Below are 18947 nucleotides of genomic sequence, written 5' to 3'. Positions count from 1 at the left end.
GGGGATACCCCATCAAACGACACTTGGCATGACAATGCAACCGGCGATGAATGCGCAAAATTGCGGCGAACTCTTCGCGCGTTTACGGGCGGTCAATCCCCACCCAACAACCGAGTTGATCTATCGCACTCCCTTCGAGCTCTTGGTTGCTGTAATGCTCTCAGCCCAGGCGACCGATAAACAAGTCAATCAGGTCACTCAGACGCTGTTTCAAATCGCTAACTCACCTGCTGCAATCCTGGCGCTCGGTGAGGAGGGGCTCAAACGCCATATCCGCTCGCTTGGCCTCTTCAATACCAAGGCGCGCCATCTCTTGCAGACCTGCGCTATCCTGCTCGAGCGTCATGGCGGAGAGATCCCGCGCGATCGGGCAGCACTCGAGGCCCTCCCGGGGGTCGGGCGCAAGACCGCCAATGTGGTTCTCAATACTGCCTTCGGCGAGCCGACGCTCGCGGTCGATACCCATATCTTCCGCGTTGCCAATCGCACCGGGATCGCCCCGGGCAAGACACCGCTCGCCGTCGAACAGGGTCTCATGCGCTGTATCCCTGCACCCTTTTTGCAGCATGCCCATCATTGGCTGATCCTGCATGGGCGCTATGTCTGCACTGCCCGCCGCCCGCGCTGTCCAGACTGTATTATCGCCGATCTTTGCGCCTATCCCGACAAGACCACCGCAGCACAGGCCAGGACCAGCGCACATGCCTAGCTCAGACCGCTCTGCCCATCGCCGGGTGATCCTGGAGGCCTGGCGCAAGGCCCAGGAGGGCGAGGTCCTGAACGCGCTCGACGCCCAGATCGTTGCCGTCATTCATCAGCATCCCGAATACCACGCCCTGTTAGACGATCCAGCAGCAGCATTCAGCGATACGTATCCGCCTGATGGGCCGAATCCCTTTCTCCATCTCGGCCTACATCTGGCAATCCTCGACCAGCTCAGCATCGATCAGCCGCCCGGCATTCGGTCGCTGTATCAGCGCCTATTAGGGTGTTTTGGCGACACGCATCAGGTTGAACACCGGATCATGGATTGTCTCGCTGAGCTGCTTTGGCAGGCGCAACGGCAGGGGACACAGCCCGACAACAGCCTCTATCTCGATTGTATCCGGCGCCTGGTCAAATGAACGATCGCTGGGGCAGCAGGCAGCTTTTGCGCGGTCTGGCACGCCATGACCTCGGGATGCTCTGGCGCATCCTCTATGTGGCCGCCTGTCTGGGGCCAGGTGTCTGGGCGGCACCCGCAGCTGTCCCGGTGGTGGTCGAACAGGTGAGGTTGGAGCAGATCGGCGATCGGGTCGAGGCCCTGGGTACCCTGGAGGCACAAGAGTCGATCGCGCTCACGGTGAAAGTGAGCGGGATCGTGCGGGCAGTGCATTTTGCCGACTGTCAGCGGGTGCAGGCCGGTGACCGGCTGATTGAGTTGGACGACACCGAGGAGCGCGCCTTGTTGCAAGAGGCTCGGGTGCGCCTGGACGAGGCCGAGCGTCAGTATCGGCGCATCGCTGCGCTGGCAGCGCAACGCTCGGCGGCCCAGGCGCAGCTCGATGAACGCCGGCGCGACCTGGATGCCGCACGGGCTGCGGTCGCTGTATTGGAGGCACGTCTCGCCGACCGGCTCATCCGCGCCCCCTTTGCCGGCGTCCTGGGCCTGCGGGCCATCAGCCCAGGCGCCTTGGTCACCCCCGGGACCCTGATCACGACACTCGATGACGATCGAGTGATGAAGCTCGACTTCACCGTATCAAGCATCCATCTCGCGGCGCTCAGACCCGGTCTGCCCATCGAGGCGCAAACAGATGCCTTTGGCGATGAAGGTTTTCGCGGAACGGTGCAGGTCATCGACAGCCGGATCGATCCGGTCAGCCGGGCGGTGAGGGTGCGCGCTACCCTACCCAACCCCGACCTGCGGCTCAAACCCGGCCTACTCATGCGGGTCATCCTCATGCTCAACCCGCGCACCGCGCCAGTCATCCCCGAATCGGCTGTCCTCTACCGCGGGCCTGAACGCCTGGTGATGCGGGTGATCGCGGCCCAGGACGGCGCCCTGAGTGCCGAGCCGCAGCAGGTGCGTCTCGGGTTACGTCTGCACGGATTAGTCGAGGTACGCGAGGGTCTGGACGCTGGCGAGCGGGTGATTATCGCTGGCCAGGATCAGGTCCGCCCGCGCCAGCCGGTTCGTCTCGTTGAGCCACTGGCGCAGCCAGCGCCAGATGACAGGGACCGCTCGCTTCGGCCCGCTCCCGGGCGCGTGCCAACCCAAACCGAGAGACCATGATCCTGTCCGATCTGGCAATCACCCGCCCAGTGCTGGCCAGCGTCGTCTCGCTGCTCTTGGTCATCTTCGGTCTGGTCTCGTTCAGCCATCTGCCGCTACGCCAGTTCCCAGATATCGACCCCCCAGTGATCTCGGTGGAGACCCGCTATCCAGGGGCAGCGGCCCCCGTGGTCGAAAGCCGCGTGACCCTTCCCCTCGAGGAGCGTATCGCCGGTATCCCTGGGGTGCGCAGCATCGAGGCAAGCAGCGAAGATGGGCGCTCGCGCATCAGCATTGAGTTCAACCCCGAGCGCAACACTGATGGCGCGGCCAATGATGTCCGCGAACGGGTGGCGGGGGTGCTCGACGAATTGCCAGAAGGCGCCGACCCACCCGAGGTCCAGAAAGCCGATAGCGATAATGAGGTATTCCTTTGGTTTCATCTCGCCAGCGATCGCTTGAGCATCCCCGAGCTCTCTGACTATGCGCGCCGTCATCTCGTCGAGCGCTTTGCCGCCCTCGATGGAGTGGCGCGGGTACGCATCGGCGGGGAACAGCTCTATGCCATGCGCATCTGGCTCGACCGCCAGGCCCTGACCGCACGCGGTCTGACGGTAGCCGAGGTCGAATCGGTCCTGCGCGCCGAGAATCTGGAGCTCCCTGCCGGCGCGATCGAATCGCGCGACCGCGTCTTCAGCGTGCGGATCGATCATCGCCTGCAAACACCCGAAGACTTTGCGGCCTTGGGACTGGCGCGCGCACCAGATGGTCATCTGATACGCCTCGGGGAGGTCGCCCGGATCGAGCGCGGCACGATCGAAGACCGGGCCCTCTTTCGCGGCAACGGCAAGCCGATGGTTGGGATCGGGATGATCAAGCAAGCCAAGGCCAATACCATCGCGGTCGCCCGTGCCGCCAAGTCTGAGATGGCGCGCCTTGCCGCTACCCTCCCCGAAGGGATGTCATTGAGCCAAAGTTTCGACAGCTCGGTCTTTGTCGAGGAGGCGGCCAATGAGGTCTATCGCACTCTAGGCATCACCCTGATCCTGGTCGTCCTCGTGATCTTTGTGTTCCTCGGCAACTGGCGCTTGACCCTAATCCCGGCGCTCGCCATCCCTGTCTCGCTGATTGCGAGCTTCATCGCGCTCTGGACGCTGAACCTGTCAATCAATCTCCTGACCCTGCTCGCCTTGGTACTCGCAATCGGCTTGGTGGTCGATGACGCGATCGTGGTCTTGGAGAACATCCACCGCCGGATGCTGGAGGAAGGCGAACCGCCGCTGATCGCTGCCTGGCGCGGCACGCGGCAGGTCGGGTTTGCGGTGATCGCAACCACACTCGTCTTGATCGCGGTCTTTGCGCCGATCGCCTTCCTGGAAGGTGATCTTGGACGGCTCTTTGGTGAGTTTGCCTTGACCCTGGCGGCGGCCGTGGCCTTCTCCTCCTGGGTGGCCCTGACCCTCGCACCGATGCTGGCCTCCAAGGTCATGCACCCCCTCCCGCGTTCTTCTGAAGTGGCATCGTGTCGCCAGACAGATGCGATCTCGCTCCCCCCAACGCAGAATCTGGAGAGATCCGCCCCCCTGTCAGGCGGCCGGGGGTCTCTGGCCGCTGGGCTCGATCGGATCTTCGACCGCCTTAGGCAAAGCTATCGGAGCCTCTTGACCTGGCTGTTGGCCCACCCCTGGCTTCTACCTCTGGCCCTACTCGGCACTCTGGTGCTGAGCCTCTGGCTGTTTGAGCAGCTTCCGCGCGAATATGCCCCTCGCGAGGACCGCGGCGCTTTCTCGATCCTGATCAATGCACCGGAAGGGGCCTCCTATGCCTATACCCAGACCTATATGGACGAGATCGAGCGCCGGTTGATGCCTTATGTCGAACGCGGCGAGGTCAGACGGCTGCTGATCCGCAGCCCGCGGGCCTTTTCGACGACCGCCAATTTCAACACCGGCATGGTAACCCTGGTGCTGGCTCCATACGCCGAGCGCCGTTCGGCCTGGATCATCATGGACGAGATGCGCGTCAGACTCGCCGATCTGCCGGGCGTGCGGGTGGTACCGGTGATGCGCCAGGGATTTGGTTCCCGCACCGCCAAACCGGTCCAGTTCGTCATCGCTGGTGACCGTTATGAGGAACTCGCCGCCTGGCGGGACAGCCTGCTTGCGGCCATCGATAAGGACAATCCAGGGCTGACTGGCATCGATTGGGATTATAAGGAGACCCGCCCGCGGCTAGTGGTCAGGGTCGATGCCGAACGCGCCGCTGACTTGGGGGTGCGACTGGAGACCATCGGGCGCACCCTGGAAACCCTGCTCGGCGGACGGCGGATCGGGACCTATCTGGATCAAGGCGAGGAATATGATGTGATCCTCGCCGGCGAACGCGATCAACAACGCACCCCTGCGAGCATCGACGCCATCCAGGTCCGCTCGGTGCGTACGAGTGCCTTGATCCCACTCGCTAGCCTGGTGCAGGTAAGCGAGGTCGCCGAATCGCCGACGCTTAATCGGCTCAACCGTAGTCGCGCCATCACGATCGAGGCTACGCTCAAACCAGGGGTGGCGCTCGGGACGGCGCTCGCTGACCTCGAGGCCAAGGCACGCAGCCTGCTGCCTGAGCGCGCCCGCATCGATTACAAAGGACAAAGCCGCGACTTCAAGCAGAGCAGCCAGGGCATGCAATGGACCTTCGCCTTAGGGATATTGGTCGTTTATCTGGTGCTGGCTGCCCAATTCGAGAGCTTCATCCAGCCACTCGTGATCATGCTCAGCGTCCCTTTGGCGATGGCCGGCGCCTTGATTGGTCTGTGGGCCGGTGGCCAGACGCTCAATCTATTCACCCAGATCGGCCTGCTCATGCTGGTTGGGCTTGCCGCCAAAAACGGCATTCTGATCGTCGAGTTTGCCAACCAGTTGCGCGATCAGGGCCTGGCATTTCGCTCTGCCCTGATCGAGGCAAGTGTCATCCGCCTGCGTCCCGTGCTCATGACCGGCATCACCACGGTCGCAGGCGCCATTCCGTTGTTCCTGGCAAGCGGTGCAGGGGCAGAGGTGCGCCAGGCACTTGGGCTTGTCATCCTAAGCGGCGGCCTGGCGGCCACCCTCTTTACGCTTATCGTCGTGCCAGCGGCTTACGATCGCCTGGCACAACGCACCGGATCGCCCGGTATGATCCGGCGGCAGCTGGATAGCCTTGGCTGCGGGTGAACTATGCTGCCACGCTGCCTAGCACCCGGCTGAACGATAACGAGGCCAAGACCAGCACCAACGCTTCTGCGCCCAGAGCATCGCTGTTGTGCTGCTTGAACGCAGGGTTCTGCGCTCCCTTTATGGCCCCTGGTTCAGGGATGAAGACGTAGCAGGCGGTCGAGCAGATGGACGCTGGCGACATAGGTCCCGATCCCCGCACTCAGGCTACTAAGGCTAAACACCAGGAAGGCACGCGCAATCCGGTTGCTCCACCAGCCATGCAAGGTCGTCACTTCCGTCCGCAAGCTGCTAAAATCACCGACCTTGGGGGGGCGAAGATAGAGTTCGACCGCGCCCGTTACCATGCCGACACCGATTGCCGGATGCAAGGTGGTCAAGGGCGCGGCGATGAATGCCGCCAATATGGTGAGGAGATGCCCACCAGCCAGCAGTGTCCCCAGGGCGGCAAGACCGCCAGTGATCAGCGCCCAACCAGTCAACAAGGACACACCCAGCTCAGGGCTACGCATGAATCCATAGCCAAACCCGGCCAAAATCAGGACCAGCAGGCCCCAGGCCAGAATCGCCGGCCATGGGCCAGCTGGTGGGATCTGTTCCAAATCGCGCAGCACCGTTTCGGGATCGCTATCGTCTTCTTCCAGGGCGCGGCGCATACCCTTGAGATGCCCCGCGCCGATGACGACCAAGATCCGCTTGGCACCAACCCGGGCGATCTCGCGTTTGAGCTTGGCAGCCATGTAGCGATCGCGCTCCTCGATGAGCGGGACATAGAGATCGCGCCGATCTGTCGCAAACTCGGCAAAGATGCTTTCGAGCATGTCACCTTCCTTGAGCCGCTCGATCTCTTCCTCAGTGATCTGTTCGGCATTCAGGAAGGACAGCAGTAAGCCAGCAAACAGCGTATAGCGTTTCCACCAGCTGAGATTGGCCGAGACACGCCTCAGGGTGATACCGATCTCCCGATCGATGAGCAGGAGATTGAGGCCCTGGGCATCGGCGAGACGCAGGGCCATACGCTGTTCAGCACCTGACTCGACGCCAAATTGGTCGGCGAGCCGCTGTTGATAGGCCGAGAGGACCAAACTCGCCATCACCATATAGACCCGGTTCTCCCGGATGACTGAGAAGAGATCCATCTGGGCGAGGGCGCGCGGGTCTATCATCGCCTTGTGCCGGCTACGGCATAGCTCGATGGCCACGCTGTCATAGCGCCCGGACTGAATCAAGGAGCGCACTTGATCGGCGCTAGCCTGGGAGATATGGGCCGCACCTAGCAGGGTTAGCTCGACCCCGTCAGCAAGTTTGAGGTCATGACGCGGTTCTGGTATGTCTTTCATACGCTTCGCCCATCCTACCCAGCGGGTATAGAGCCAACAGCCTAACCTAGATTGAGGCCTATCGTTTGCACTCCTGGTTGACGTATGATCCGCGCAACCCAAGATCACCCGCGATCACCCATGATCCGCTGCTCCAACCGCTATCGCCTGCCTCCATTAGCGCATTGCCCGGTTTTATTCCTTACGATATGGCTTGTCGCCTGCAATCCGATCAAACAAGACCGCTTGAGCGATACCTTGCAAAAGGCCACCGATGGCTATCAAGACGCGCTGCGCTGGGGCTATTTCGAGAATGCCTATGGCTACATCCATCCCGAACAACGCGCCAATCGCCCCTTTCCCGATACCTTTAAAGGACTACGTCTGACTGGCTATGAGGTGCTCCAGGCACCAAGGATTCAGGCGGACAAGCAAATGGCCACCCAGCTCGTTGCCATTGATTATCTTTATGAAGACCGCCAGGTCGTCAAACAGCTCACGGATCACCAGGTGTGGCACTACGATCCTGCGCAAAAGACCTGGTGGCTGATCTCGGGTCTGCCAGATTTCAAACCTTGAGCCAGCTATTCTTGATCTTTGTGCTGCTGCTCATCGGGGGGCTCTGGCTCGATGGCCTGCGGGTACGCGAAGCAGGGCTGAGAAGCTGTCTATCTGCCTGCCCGTCATACGGTGTTCAGCTCCTGGATGACACGATCACCCTTTGCCAGATTAGCCTGGCATGGGAGCGGTCGGGTATGTATGTGCGTCGTATCTATCTTTTTGAGTTCAGCGAGGATGGATACGAGCGACGCTCTGGGCAGATCCGGAGCGCGGGCTGCGGGTCGAATCATTGCAGCTCGACCTGTCCGAGACCCCAGCAGAGCCTATTTAACGACCTTCAGCGTCGGCGTTTTGCCCGCCGGCGTTTTGCCCTTGGGCCGATTAGGCGAAGGCTTGTCATCCGCCGCCTGTCCCCCTGATAATGAGGTCAACCTTGGAGCAGTTCCAGTGGAACTCTGGGCTGATACTGCTGGATATTCTGGCTCAGGGAAGAACATCCCCTGGTTATTTTCGCGGGTGAAGATCCCGATGACGGCCTCGGTCGGGATCAAGACATCGCGAGCCACACCGCCAAAACGGGCGCTAAACTCGATCCACTCATTACCGATGACCAATCCGCGCACTGCACTTGGCGCGATATTGAGGACGATGCGCCCGTCGGTGGCAAACTCTAAGGGCACCCGGGTCTGTGGAAAATGCACATCGACAAGCAGATGCGGGGTCATCTGATTGTCTAGGATCCATTCATAGATCGCCCGAATCAGATAAGGCTTGCTCGAAGTCATGCGGTCTTGGGTCATGACACTCATCGCCCAAGCTCCATAATCATTTCTTTTTCGACCTCGGTCAGACTATGACGGAAGGAGTCGATGGTAAAGATCCTCCGCATATAACTCCTAACCGGATCAGCCTGTTTTGGCAGATCGACACCAAGCACGGGCAGACGCCAGAGCAGAGGCGCGACGCAACAATCGACGAGCGAGAACTCATCGCTCATGAAGAAAAGATATTTCTCGAACACCGGTGCTACAGCGATCAGGCTCTCGGCGAGCTCCTTGCGCGCCTGATCCGCATCCTCGGCCTCTTCATTCAGGAGGCGCCCCATGAGCGAATACCAATCGCGATCGACCCGATACATCAACAAACGCGCCTGTGCGCGTGAGACTGGATCGACTGGCAATAGCGGTGGATGCGGAAAGCGTTCGTCGAGATATTCCATGATGATCCGCGACTCATACAAGTGCAGATCCCGATCGACAAACGTCGGCACCGTGCCATAGGGATTGAAGTCCATCACCTCATCGGGCAGGTCGCGGGCATCAACATCGACGATATCGACAACGATCCCCTTCTCGGCCAAGACGATCCTGATGCGATGACAATATGGGCAGGCAGGATCGGAGTAGAGAATCATGGACATGGACTAGGCAACCATTCGCGTAGCAAGCGTAGGCGAAGGGCGGCGGCTGAACAGCCGCCGCTACGCTGATCAATGGACGTCCTTCCAGTACTCTTTCTTGAGCAGATAGGTCAGGATGAACAAGAAGCCCAGGAAAAGGAGGACATAACGACCTAGACGCTCGCGTTCGAGCTTGATCGGCTCACCGACATAGGTCAGGAAATTGGTGATATCCCGCACCATGGCGTCATATTCCTTAGGTGAGAGTTCACCTGCCTTGACCAGCTTCAATCCCTTGATGACCGGTTCGGCGCCCGGCGTTGGCGGCGGTCCGATGATGGCCTCCTGGCGCCCCTGGAGATCACCCAGGACATGGGGCATGCCGACCAAGGGGAATACTAGGTTATTGACCCCATAAGGACGCTTTTCATCGATATAAAAGCTCTTGAGATAGGTATAAACCCAATCCGGTGAGCGCAGACGCGTCTCCAACGTCAGATCGGGCGGGACCACGCCAAACCATTTGAGCCCATCCTCATCGCGCATGGAATTGATGATGAGATCACCCGTTTTGGCATCACCAAAGATCAGGTTTTGCCGCAGCGTCACCTCATCGATCCCTAGGTCCTTGGCAAGCCGATTATAGCGCACATATTTCAGCGAATGGCAACCGAAGCAATAATTCATAAAATACTTGGCGCCACGCTGTAACGAGGCCTGATCGCGCAGGTCGATGTTGACATGTTGGAGGTGCGCCGTTTCAGAGGCCAAGAGGGCCATAGGCGCCAACGACAACAGGGTGGCCAGGATCAAACTTCTCATGATGTCACCCTCTGCGGAACAGGCTTGGTCTTATCCAAAGAGCTGTAGATCGGCATCAGGATGAAATAGCCAAAATACAATAGGGTGAAGATCCGCGCCAACAGGGTATATGTCGGCGAGGCCGGCTGCATACCCAGCCAGGCCAAGGCGATGAACGAAACCACAAAGATGGCCGTCGCTGCCTTAAAGAGTGGCCCCTTATAGCGGATCGACTTTACTGGGCTGCGGTCGAGCCAAGGCAAGACATAGAGAATCAGGATGGCAGCAAACATCACCACTACGCCCGGGAATTGCGAGCCATACATCGGCGGCACCGCGCGCAGCATGGCATAAAAGGGGGTGAAATACCAAACCGGCGCAATATGGGGTGGAGTCAGCATCGGATTCGCCGGCTGGAAATTCGGCGACTCCAGGAATAGGCCATTAAAGGTCGGGTTGAAGAACATGATATAGCTAAAGACCGCCATAAAGACGACCGCACCCATCAGATCCTTCACGGTGTAATAGGGATGGAAGGGGATGCCATCGGCCGGGGCCGTCGGGCTCCAGCGATTGCCTTTAGGCCCTTCCTTGATCTCGATGCCATCTGGGTTGCTCGAGCCGACGTGATGCAACGCAACGATATGTAGGAACACCAGCCCGGCGAGCAGGAAAGGCAGCAAGAAATGCAAGGCGAAGAAGCGGTTGAGAGTGGCATCCGAGATCACATAATCGCCGCGCACCCAAACCGACAGATCCTCGCCGACCACCGGAACTGCGGCAAAGAGATTCACGATCACCTGGGCACCCCAATAGGACATCTGACCCCAGGGCAGGAGATAGCCGAAAAAGGCGGTGGCCATCATGATGAGATAGATGGTGACACCGATCATCCACAAAAGCTCGCGCGGTTTGCGATAGGAGCCCCAAAGCAGGCCGCGGAACATATGGAGATAGATGACGATAAAGAACATCGACGCGCCGGTCGAATGCATATAACGGATCAGCCACCCCCAATCGACATCGCGCATGATGTATTCGACCGAGGCGAAGGCCAGACCTGCATCCGGCTTATAGTTCATCGCCAGCCATACACCCGTCACGATTTGAATAAGCAGGGTCAGAATGGCTAACGATCCGAAGAACGACCAGAAATTCAAATTCTTCGGCGCATAATACTCGGAGAGATGGTTGCGCCAGGTCTCCGAGAGCGGGAATCGCTTATCGATCCAGCTAAGGTTTTCGGTCTTTTCGGCACTCATCAGGCGCTTCCTCGATCCTCGCCAATGAGGATGGTGGTTTCATTGAGATACACGTGTTTCGGGATCACCAGGTTAGTGGGCGCAGGGACATTTTTGAACACGCGCGCCGCTAAATCGAAACGGGACCCGTGACAAGGGCAAAAGAAACCACCCTTCCAATCCGCGCCCAAGTCTTCGGGCCCGAACTCGGGCCGGTAGGTCGGCGAGCAGCCCAGATGGGTACAGATCCCGATTGCGACTAGATACTCCGGCTTGATCGAGCGGGTCGGATTCTTGCAATACGGGGGCTGCTGCGGAACCTCGGAATGCGGGTCCACCAGTTTGGGTTCATTGCTGGGCAGGGCCGCAAGCATCTCAGGGGTACGATGTACCACCCACACTGGCTTGCCGCGCCATTTCACGCGCAGCAAGGCGCCTGGTTCCAGTTTGCTGATGTCGGCCTCGACTGGCGCACCCGCTGCCCGAGCACGTGCGCTCGGATTCAGGGATGCGACGAATGGTACAAGCGCGTAACCCGCACCAACGGCGCCGGCTACGCTGGTCGCAGCGACGAGCAGCCGCCGCCTCATCTTATTCACGCCTTGCGCGCTCATAGACTCATAATCCCCCGGCTGATTCAAGCACCGCCCTTGGCAACCACAGGCGGTTACCCTGCGCAGCTTGGATGAAACTTTCAGGTGAAAGAATTTCAGAATATCCTGATCGACCAGACAAATCGATCGGGCATTCTCCGTGATTTGGGCAATCTGGGTCAAGAACCGCTCGAGACATCCCCAATGCAGACCTGCGTCTTAAGCCGGGTTATCGATCTCGATGAAGTCGTGCCAAAGGCCAAACCGTTCGGCCAGATGTGCACCCAGCGCCTGCACGCCCGCGCGCTCCGTGGCATGATGGCCTGCGGCGAGATAGCAGATATCCAGTTCACGCGCCTGATGCGTGGTCTGTTCCGCAAGCTCGCCGCTGATGAAGGCATCGACACCGAGAACGGCTGCCTGTTCGAGATAACCCTGCCCCGCCCCGGTGCACCAGCCTACCTGCTGAATAACGCCCTCCTCCCGTCCGACCCGCAGGGCTTGACGGCCCAGGCACCGGGTTAGGTGTTCGGCAAGGGATGCAGGGGTCATCGGCTCAGGCAGACGGCCTTGCCATACCAGCCCATTGCCCAAAACCGCTGGCTGGACATCGACTACCCCCAGGGATCGGCCCAATAGTGCGTTATTCCCCAGGCTCGGATGCGCGTCGAGTGGTAGATGATAAGCGATCAAACTCAGCCCCGCATTGAGCAATCGCCTTGCGCGTTGCCCTTTGATCCCTATCAAGCGCGGGTCCTCGCGTTTCCAAAACCAACCATGATGGACCAGGATGGCATCGGCCTGCACCGCGATTGCCGCCTCGAGCAAGGCCAAACAGGCGCTGACCCCCGTCACCAACCGCTGGATCGGGCGTTCGCCCTCGACCTGCAAGCCATTGGGGGCATAGTCATCAAAGCGATTAGCATCCAGCAGCTGATCGCAATAGGCGACAAGTTCGCGGGGGGCAATCATGAGACACGCAGATTCAGAATCGTTGATACCCATTATGCCTGACCTCTGGCCGACTGGCAGCAGACGACAGGGGCAGAGGCTGGCCGGCGTAGCGTACGTGCCATCAAATCATAGTAAGCAAAGGCGGTCGATGAGCGAGGATACAACAATCGTTTCGAGAATCACCGGACGATATCTGCCGCTGCCCTGCTCACGTTTGTTGGTTCGGCCAAAAAAAGGCCCGCCAGCGGACTGGCGGGCCAAATGTCTCATGATGAGAGAGACGAGGAGGACTTCGATAAACCAAGCCGCCTGATCGAGGGACGGACAGGGCTAAGATCGTTAATGCATGAACAAACCGCCATTGATCTGGAGGTTAGCGCCGGTGATATAGGCGCTCTCGTCACTCGCCAGGAAGGCCACGGCAGCGGCGACCTCTTCGGGTCGACCCATGCGCCGCATCGGGATACCGTTGATGATGCTGTTGCGCACGCCCTCATCCATCGCCAGGGTCATGGCGGTCTCGATATAGCCTGGCGAAACCGTGTTCACCGTAACCCCCTTGGCCGCACCCTCTTGCGCCAGTGACATGGTAAAGCCGTGCATACCGGCCTTGGCTGCTGCATAGTTGGCCTGGCCGAACTGACCGCGCTGACCATTAACCGATGAGATATTGATGATCCGCCCGAATCCACGCTCTAACATGCCCTCCCACACCTGACGGGTGACATTGAAGACGCTGTTGAGATTGACGTTGATCACCGCCTCCCAGTGGGACGGCTCCATCTTCTTGAATGTCTTATCGCGGGTAATCCCAGCACAATTGACCAAAATGTCGACAGGGCCGAATTGCGCCTCGATCTCGCGCACCATCCGGGCACAATCCGCAAACGAGGCCACATCAGCGGCGATCACTGGTATCGTCAATCCCTCGGCGGCACGGGCCTGCTGCCAGGACTCAGCGGCCTCGACCTCACTGGGATGACAGTTGGCGATCACGGTACGACCTTCCCGAGCAAGACGGACGCAGATCGCGGTACCGATACCACCGATGCCGCCGGTGACAAGTGCGATATGGGCCATGGCATGTCTCCGATGATGCGCGTGGATACCAGGAAACAGGAATGCTGGCCGCCCCCCCGATCTGGGGGCGACACAGCGATCATCAGGGTGATGTCCGAACGTTTAGACAGCGCTGCCCTGACGCAGCTCTTGGCCAAGCTCGCTCATGGACTTTTCAAGCCAGGCGCGATAGTCATCGCGTGCCTCGCCCCAGATCTGCAGGGTCACCTTGCCCTCGGCGAACATACGTTCGGTCAGTTCCTTACCGGCCTCAACCTGGCCTTTGAACAGCTCGGTATATCCCTTTGCCTCAGTCGCAAGCTTCATGAGGCGTAGGCTGTGCTCCAGATACAGGCTCATGGCATCCATCTGGCGCGTAGCGAGCTTCTCAAATAGACGCATATTTAGCTCGCCAAGGCTCGTCATCCGTTCAAGATGCTTGTTGGTCCAGTCATTGAGGGTCTTGAGGCTGTCGGTCGTGGTCATGGCCGTCTCTCCAGATTGGGCATTGTGCAATGCAGCATTGTTGCGATGCAACAATAGACCGCCAGCCCCCTCAGGTCAAGCCCATTTTGCCAATCATGAGGATTGATCCTTTTTGCGGTTCGACACAGGAAGGCCGACAACACGCAGCAATTCCTCTTGCAATTCCCCCCAAAGCTCGACGTTTTTCTGGGTCAAACGAGCCAGGGTCTCGAAAGGGTTGTCGCTCATCGCCTTGGCGAACTCCTGCTGCTGGCGGGCAAAGAGCTCGAGCGAAGTTTCGAGATAGCGAGCAAAGGCGCCCTGGAGGGTGCCACCATAAAAGCGGATGATCTGGGCCAGCATGTTGGAGGTAAACAAGGGCCTGCCGCCGCTCTCTTCCTCCAGCATGATCTGCAACAGGATGGCGCGGGTGATATCGGTGTCGTTGGCGCTATCGACGACGCGGAAGGGGACATAGCGCATCACCAGGTCGCGCACATCGGCGAGGGTGATATAGCGGCTGACCTCGGTGTCATAGAGCCGCCGATTGGGATATTTCTTGATGATGCGTTCGCTGTTCATCGCATGGTCCCCCGCAATCCCCTTCCCGTGCTGACCTGCGGGCCTGATGCCTCTTGGCTATGGCCGCTCGACGGCAAGGGCTACCCCCTGACCGCCGCCGATGCATAGGGTGGCTAGTCCGCGGCGGGCATCGCGCCGCCGCATCTCATGGAGCAGGGTGACTAAGATCCGTGACCCCGAGGCACCGATCGGATGCCCCAGGGCGATGGCCCCGCCATTGACATTGACCTTGGTCGGGTCCCAGCCCATCCCCTGATTGACGGCCAGGGCTTGGGCCGCGAATGCCTCATTGGCCTCGATCAGATCCAGGTCTGCTACCGTCCAGCCCGCCTTTTCTAGACATTTGGTCGAGGCGGGGATAGGGCCTGTACCCATGAATGCTGGATCGACACCGGCGCTGGCAAAGGCAACCAGACGTGCCATAGGTTCGAGCCCAAGGGTACGCGCCTTGGATTCGGTCATCACGATCACCATGGCGGCGCCGTCGTTGACCCCCGAGGCATTGCCAGCGGTGACCGTTCCTGTCTCCGCAAACGCTGGACGCAATTTGGCCAAGACCTCGACCGTCGTCCCCGGACGCGGGAATTCGTCCGTATCAAAGACCAGGGGTTCGCCTTTGCGTTGCGGGACACTGATAGGGATGATCTCATCCTTGAACCGCCCAGAGCGCCGGGCCGCATCGGTCTTATACTGAGACTCAGCGGCAAAGGCATCCTGTTGTGCCCGGGTCAGGCCATAACGTTGGGCGACATTCTCGGCGGTGGTTCCCATGTGACAATCATTGAAGGCATCCCACAGCCCATCGAGGATCATGCTGTCCTTGAGCGTCCAATCGCCCATGCGTTGGCCTTCGCGCGAGCGCGGCAAGACATGGGGAGCGCGGCTCATGCTCTCTTGCCCACCAGCGACCACCACCTCGGCATCGCCACAAGCGATCGCCTGCATCGCCAGATGCACCGCCTTCAGCCCGCTGCCGCAGACCTTGTTGATGGTCATGGCCGGTACCGATTCAGGGATACCAGCGCGCAGGGCGGTCTGACGCGCCGGATTCTGGCCCGTGCCACCGGTCAGCACCTGCCCGAGGATGACCTCATCGATCTGTTCGGGCGCAATACCAGTCCGTTCCAACAGACCCTTGAGTACCGCTGTCCCGATCTCGACCGCGGACAAAAGGGCTAGGCTACCGCCGAATGAACCAATCGGGCTGCGGACGGCACCGACGATCACAATGGGTTCGCGCATGGTTTAGATATCCTCAAATGGTCAGAATGAAATCTCTAAAGGAATACGAGCGCCGAGCGATCCATCTGGGCTGATGGATGGTGGGTCTCGATCGAGGACGCATCAAGTCGCTCAGCCGAACTGTCAGGTTAGTAAGATTCTACGCCCCTTTGTTGCGGCGCACAAACCGGCATGCTAAGGTGCCGTTATGACCAAGCCCCATCTCGGTGTCCAAGGCGATGACCAGCACGAGTCTTTTCGATGACAATTGGCTTGAACTCCAGCGCCAATATTGGGAGCGTTGGACTACCTTCAGCCGCAAGGCCATGGGTCTGGATGAACCGGCCAGCCCCAGCGCGACCTGGGAATCGATGCTTGACCACTGGTGGCAGACCGTCTCGCCGGCCACACCCGATCTATCGCGCACCCTGATGGAACGACTGCTGGAACAAGGCAAGCTCTTTTTTCGCTTGGCCGATACCCTGATGCAACGCCATACGGTATCCGAGGGCGAGAGCGGACTGGCATGGTGGAACGCCATGCTGCAAGACATGCAGAAGGCATTCGCGGGGTCTTTGCAGGATCGAGACGCCCCCTGGGCCCGTCTGTTGTCCTTTTGGGAGCTCCCGCTCGACAACTGGCAGCGCATGATGTCGTCACTCTCGCCCCTGCCCGGGGACCTATTGCGCAACATGCCGTACGAGCAGCTCAAAAACAGCCTAGACCGCGCCCTGTCGGCCCCCGGTCTGGGTTACACCCGCGAGGAACAGGCCCAATATCAGGCGCTGGTGCGCGCTAGCATGGACTATCAAGCAGCGCTGCAAGACTATGTCGCCTTCTATCAGCGGCTGGGTCTCAAATCGATCGAACGTATGGGGAGCTATCTGCAAGGGGTGATGGAGAGCGGCCAGATCATCGATTCAGCGCGAGCGCTCTATGACAACTGGGTGAGCTGCTGCGAGGCCGCCTATGCCGAGGAGGTCGCCACCCCAGAATACGCCCGCATCCACGGGCGCCTGGTCAATACCCAGATGACGCTCAAGCAACGTCTGTCGGTCCTGGTCGATGAGAACCTTGGGGCATTCAATATGCCAACCCGCCGCGAACTGCGTACCCTCCAGGTGCGTCTCCAGGAGACCCGGCGCGAGAACAAGGCCCTTGAACGCCGCCTGCATGATCTGGAGCAGCGCCTGGCTATGCTGAGCGGCGAGACCCCGCCCGCCGCAGCGGTCCGCTCACCTACCCGTCGCCGCGCCAAGAGCGGAGCGGCCTAACGCACCGACATCCGCCGACTGCAAGACGTGCCAGCGAGGAATCCAGCCATGTTCCCCATCGACATCCGCCCGGACAAACTGACCCAGGAGCTCTTTGACTATCAGCGCAAACTTGCCCAGGGCCTGGAACATCTGCTCAATGCTGGACCCATTGATGCCGGCATCAGCCCCAAACAAGCGGTCTATCGCGAAGACAAGCTGGTGCTCTATCGTTATGACACATCCGCGGGGGTAACCCCGCGTCCGGTCCCGCTCCTGGTCGTCTATGCCCTGGTCAACCGGCCCTATATGACCGACCTGCAAGAGGATCGTTCGACGATCAAAGGGCTATTGGCGACCGGTCAGGACGTCTATCTCATCGACTGGGGGTATCCGGACGAGGCGGATTTCGCCTTGACCCTCGATGACTATATCAACGGCTATCTCGACCGCTGCGTTGACTATATCCGCGAGCAGCACGGCATCGACCGGATCAATCTGCTCGGCATCTGCCAGGGCGGGGCCTTCAGCCTGATGTATACGGCCCTGCACCAAGACAAGGTGCAAAACCTGGTCACCATGGTCACGCCGGTCGATTTCAAGACGCCGGACAATCTGCTTTCGGCCTGGGTGCAACAGGTCGATGTCGATCTTCTGGTCGATACCCTAGGCAATATCCCTGGGGAGCTTCTGAACTGGACCTTTTTGTCGCTCAAGCCCTTTAGCCTGATCTGGCAGAAATATATCAACATGGTCGATCTGCTCGAGGACCCCGAGAAGGTCAAGAACTTCTTGCGCATGGAGCAATGGATCTTCGACAGCCCAGATCAGGCCGGCGAGGCCTTCCGTCAGTTCATCAAGGATTTCTATCAGCGCAACGGCTTCATCAACGGCGGGGTCTTCCTCGGCGGGCAGGAGGTCGATCTCAAACGCATCACCTGTCCACTTCTCAATATCTTTGCCTTGCAGGATCACTTAGTCCCACCGGCGGCATCCAAGGCGCTCAAGGGTCTAACCAGCAGCTCGGACTATACCGAACTCGCCTTCCCCGGCGGTCATATCGGGATCTATGTCAGCGGCAAGGCACAAAAGGAGGTCACGCCTGCCATCGGCCAGTGGCTGAATGAGCACTGAGTGCCCAGCATCCCGCAGGCGGCAGTCTGGAAAGAATCCGATTGGCAGCGCTCGCAGGAGCCAACCCTAGTATTACAAGCTGTGCGTGATAGTGGATAATTTTCCACATGGAAAGCGCGATGATGGGCACAGGCAAGGCGGCGAAGCGGCTTGGCGTTTCGGTCAAGACCTTGCAACGCTGGGAGCGCGAAGGGGGTTTGATCCTGGTGGCGCGAACAGTCGCGAGGCACAAATCCGCGAGTTGATTGGCTTGCGCAGTAAGGTATCAGAGCCAATGCGGATTGATGCCTACTGTCGCATATCCAGTGCTGCGCAGAAGCCAGACCTCGCCGACCAGCGCAAGGTGTTGGAAGAGTTTGATGTGGCGAAAGGCTTGTCGAATGTCGAGTTCGTTGAGGAAAGAGGTCAAGACCCTGATCCTTGCTCACAAAGACAGGTTGACCCGCTTTGGTTTTGAGTGGTTCGAGCATTACGCCAGAACGCACGGTTGTGAAGTGCTGGTGCTTAATCAAGAACGGCTCTCGCCAGAGCGGGAGATGGTGCAGGACTTAATGACTATCGTGCATTGTTTTTTGTCCAGGCTGTATGGGTTGAGGAACTATCGAAAAAAGCTGGACGAGGTATTAAGAAAGGGGGTGAGTCATGAGTGATCATGATTGAATCTGATTAGCTCATGAATCTAGCGAAATTGTTTGGCGCTCGAGAGAACACCAATGAGTAAGCCATGCAACTGACCCACAAAATCGCCCTTTGTCCGACGCCTGAGCAGGCGGTTTACTTCACCTGCGCCTGCGGTACGGGGCGGTGTGTCTGGAATTGGGCGCTTGCCGAGTGGAAATGGCAAGATTCTTGGTGCGACCGTTTCGCGTACTGCGGATCGCAGGTTCGTCGCCGTTCAGGTTGAA

21 protein-coding genes are annotated in these 18947 nt (G+C 59.4%); 10 read left to right on the top strand and 11 right to left on the bottom strand.

Annotated elements, in window-relative coordinates:
* Positions 1 to 46 precede the first annotated feature (46 nt).
* From nth to GWK36_RS02470, 4 genes are read left to right on the top strand one after another with little or no spacing between them, the layout of a single operon-like run.
* Complete coding sequence (gene nth, locus GWK36_RS02485) at positions 47 to 709, top strand: endonuclease III (RefSeq protein ID WP_166269797.1); 663 nt, start codon at positions 47 to 49, stop codon at positions 707 to 709.
* Positions 702 to 1124 carry a DUF1841 family protein gene (locus GWK36_RS02480; protein ID WP_166269795.1) on the top strand — a complete coding sequence of 141 codons (423 nt, stop codon included), beginning with the start codon at positions 702 to 704 and terminating at the stop codon, positions 1122 to 1124. Before nth ends, GWK36_RS02480 begins: the two co-directional genes overlap by 8 nt.
* Complete coding sequence (locus GWK36_RS02475) at positions 1121 to 2275, top strand: efflux RND transporter periplasmic adaptor subunit (protein ID WP_166269793.1); 1155 nt, start codon at positions 1121 to 1123, stop codon at positions 2273 to 2275. The genes GWK36_RS02480 and GWK36_RS02475 overlap by 4 nt, the downstream gene beginning before the upstream one ends.
* A complete protein-coding gene (locus GWK36_RS02470) occupies positions 2272 to 5460 on the top strand; it encodes an efflux RND transporter permease subunit (protein ID WP_166269791.1) in 3189 nt (1062 codons plus the stop codon). The genes GWK36_RS02475 and GWK36_RS02470 overlap by 4 nt, the downstream gene beginning before the upstream one ends.
* Positions 5461 to 5594: 134 nt before the next feature.
* Here GWK36_RS02470 and GWK36_RS02465 read toward each other — a convergent pair whose 3' ends face one another.
* The gene (locus GWK36_RS02465) at positions 5595 to 6800 is read right to left on the bottom strand and encodes a TraB/GumN family protein (protein ID WP_166269789.1); all 1206 of its coding nucleotides are present in this window, start codon (positions 6798 to 6800) and stop codon (positions 5595 to 5597) included.
* Between the two features lie 225 nt (positions 6801 to 7025).
* On the opposite strand from GWK36_RS02465, the gene GWK36_RS02460 reads away from it, so the two are divergent.
* Complete coding sequence (locus GWK36_RS02460; protein ID WP_166269787.1) at positions 7026 to 7358, top strand: hypothetical protein; 333 nt, start codon at positions 7026 to 7028, stop codon at positions 7356 to 7358.
* A complete protein-coding gene (locus GWK36_RS15975) occupies positions 7292 to 7759 on the top strand; it encodes a DUF3301 domain-containing protein (RefSeq protein WP_425482770.1) in 468 nt (155 codons plus the stop codon). The genes GWK36_RS02460 and GWK36_RS15975 overlap by 67 nt, the downstream gene beginning before the upstream one ends.
* Here GWK36_RS15975 and GWK36_RS02450 read toward each other — a convergent pair.
* The 10 genes from GWK36_RS02450 to GWK36_RS02405 form a co-directional block, all read right to left on the bottom strand.
* Positions 7664 to 8149, bottom strand: coding sequence for a ClpXP protease specificity-enhancing factor (locus GWK36_RS02450; protein ID WP_246237628.1), 486 nt, complete (start codon positions 8147 to 8149; stop codon positions 7664 to 7666). The genes GWK36_RS15975 and GWK36_RS02450 overlap by 96 nt on opposite strands.
* The gene (locus GWK36_RS02445) at positions 8146 to 8754 is read right to left on the bottom strand and encodes a glutathione S-transferase N-terminal domain-containing protein (protein ID WP_166272374.1); all 609 of its coding nucleotides are present in this window, start codon (positions 8752 to 8754) and stop codon (positions 8146 to 8148) included. Before GWK36_RS02445 ends, GWK36_RS02450 begins: the two co-directional genes overlap by 4 nt.
* A 75-nt stretch (positions 8755 to 8829) precedes the next feature.
* On the bottom strand, positions 8830 to 9561 hold the full coding sequence (locus GWK36_RS02440; RefSeq protein ID WP_166269783.1) for a cytochrome c1: 732 nt from the start codon (positions 9559 to 9561) through the stop codon (positions 8830 to 8832).
* A complete protein-coding gene (locus GWK36_RS02435; RefSeq protein ID WP_166269781.1) occupies positions 9558 to 10802 on the bottom strand; it encodes a cytochrome b in 1245 nt (414 codons plus the stop codon). Before GWK36_RS02435 ends, GWK36_RS02440 begins: the two co-directional genes overlap by 4 nt.
* Positions 10802 to 11395, bottom strand: a complete 594-nt coding sequence (gene petA, locus GWK36_RS02430) for a ubiquinol-cytochrome c reductase iron-sulfur subunit (protein WP_166272372.1) — start codon at positions 11393 to 11395, stop codon at positions 10802 to 10804. Before petA ends, GWK36_RS02435 begins: the two co-directional genes overlap by 1 nt.
* A gap of 198 nt (positions 11396 to 11593) precedes the next feature.
* Entirely contained in the window at positions 11594 to 12346 is a 753-nt protein-coding gene (locus GWK36_RS02425) for a Nif3-like dinuclear metal center hexameric protein (protein ID WP_166272370.1), read from the bottom strand.
* A gap of 321 nt (positions 12347 to 12667) precedes the next feature.
* Positions 12668 to 13408 carry an acetoacetyl-CoA reductase gene (gene phbB / locus GWK36_RS02420; protein WP_166269779.1) on the bottom strand — a complete coding sequence of 247 codons (741 nt, stop codon included), beginning with the start codon at positions 13406 to 13408 and terminating at the stop codon, positions 12668 to 12670.
* 102 nt (positions 13409 to 13510) lie between these two features.
* Positions 13511 to 13873, bottom strand: coding sequence for a phasin family protein (locus GWK36_RS02415; RefSeq protein ID WP_166269777.1), 363 nt, complete (start codon positions 13871 to 13873; stop codon positions 13511 to 13513).
* A 93-nt stretch (positions 13874 to 13966) separates the two neighbouring features.
* On the bottom strand, positions 13967 to 14434 hold the full coding sequence (gene phaR / locus GWK36_RS02410) for a polyhydroxyalkanoate synthesis repressor PhaR (protein WP_166269775.1): 468 nt from the start codon (positions 14432 to 14434) through the stop codon (positions 13967 to 13969).
* A gap of 57 nt (positions 14435 to 14491) precedes the next feature.
* On the bottom strand, positions 14492 to 15676 hold the full coding sequence (locus tag GWK36_RS02405) for an acetyl-CoA C-acetyltransferase (protein ID WP_166269773.1): 1185 nt from the start codon (positions 15674 to 15676) through the stop codon (positions 14492 to 14494).
* Positions 15677 to 15894: 218 nt separating this feature from the next.
* Here GWK36_RS02405 and phaE point away from each other — a divergent pair, with 218 nt between their 5' ends.
* The 4 genes from phaE (at position 15895) to GWK36_RS15970 (ending at position 18946) form a co-directional block, all read left to right on the top strand.
* A complete protein-coding gene (gene phaE, locus GWK36_RS02400; protein ID WP_166269771.1) occupies positions 15895 to 16929 on the top strand; it encodes a class III poly(R)-hydroxyalkanoic acid synthase subunit PhaE in 1035 nt (344 codons plus the stop codon).
* A gap of 48 nt (positions 16930 to 16977) precedes the next feature.
* Positions 16978 to 18042 (top strand): class III poly(R)-hydroxyalkanoic acid synthase subunit PhaC, encoded by a 1065-nt coding sequence (locus GWK36_RS02395; RefSeq protein ID WP_166269769.1) that lies wholly within the window; start codon positions 16978 to 16980, stop codon positions 18040 to 18042.
* Between the two features lie 91 nt (positions 18043 to 18133).
* On the top strand, positions 18134 to 18499 hold the full coding sequence (locus GWK36_RS15210; protein WP_246237627.1) for a hypothetical protein: 366 nt from the start codon (positions 18134 to 18136) through the stop codon (positions 18497 to 18499).
* Between the two features lie 267 nt (positions 18500 to 18766).
* Positions 18767 to 18946 carry a helix-turn-helix domain-containing protein gene (locus GWK36_RS15970; RefSeq protein WP_210756833.1) on the top strand — a complete coding sequence of 60 codons (180 nt, stop codon included), beginning with the start codon at positions 18767 to 18769 and terminating at the stop codon, positions 18944 to 18946.
* The last annotated feature ends 1 nt before the right edge of the window (position 18947 follow it).

This window comes from Caldichromatium japonicum (assembly GCF_011290485.1).
GTDB lineage: Bacteria > Pseudomonadota > Gammaproteobacteria > Chromatiales > Chromatiaceae > Thermochromatium > Thermochromatium japonicum.
This window is presented reverse-complemented; position numbering and strand designations above follow the sequence as displayed.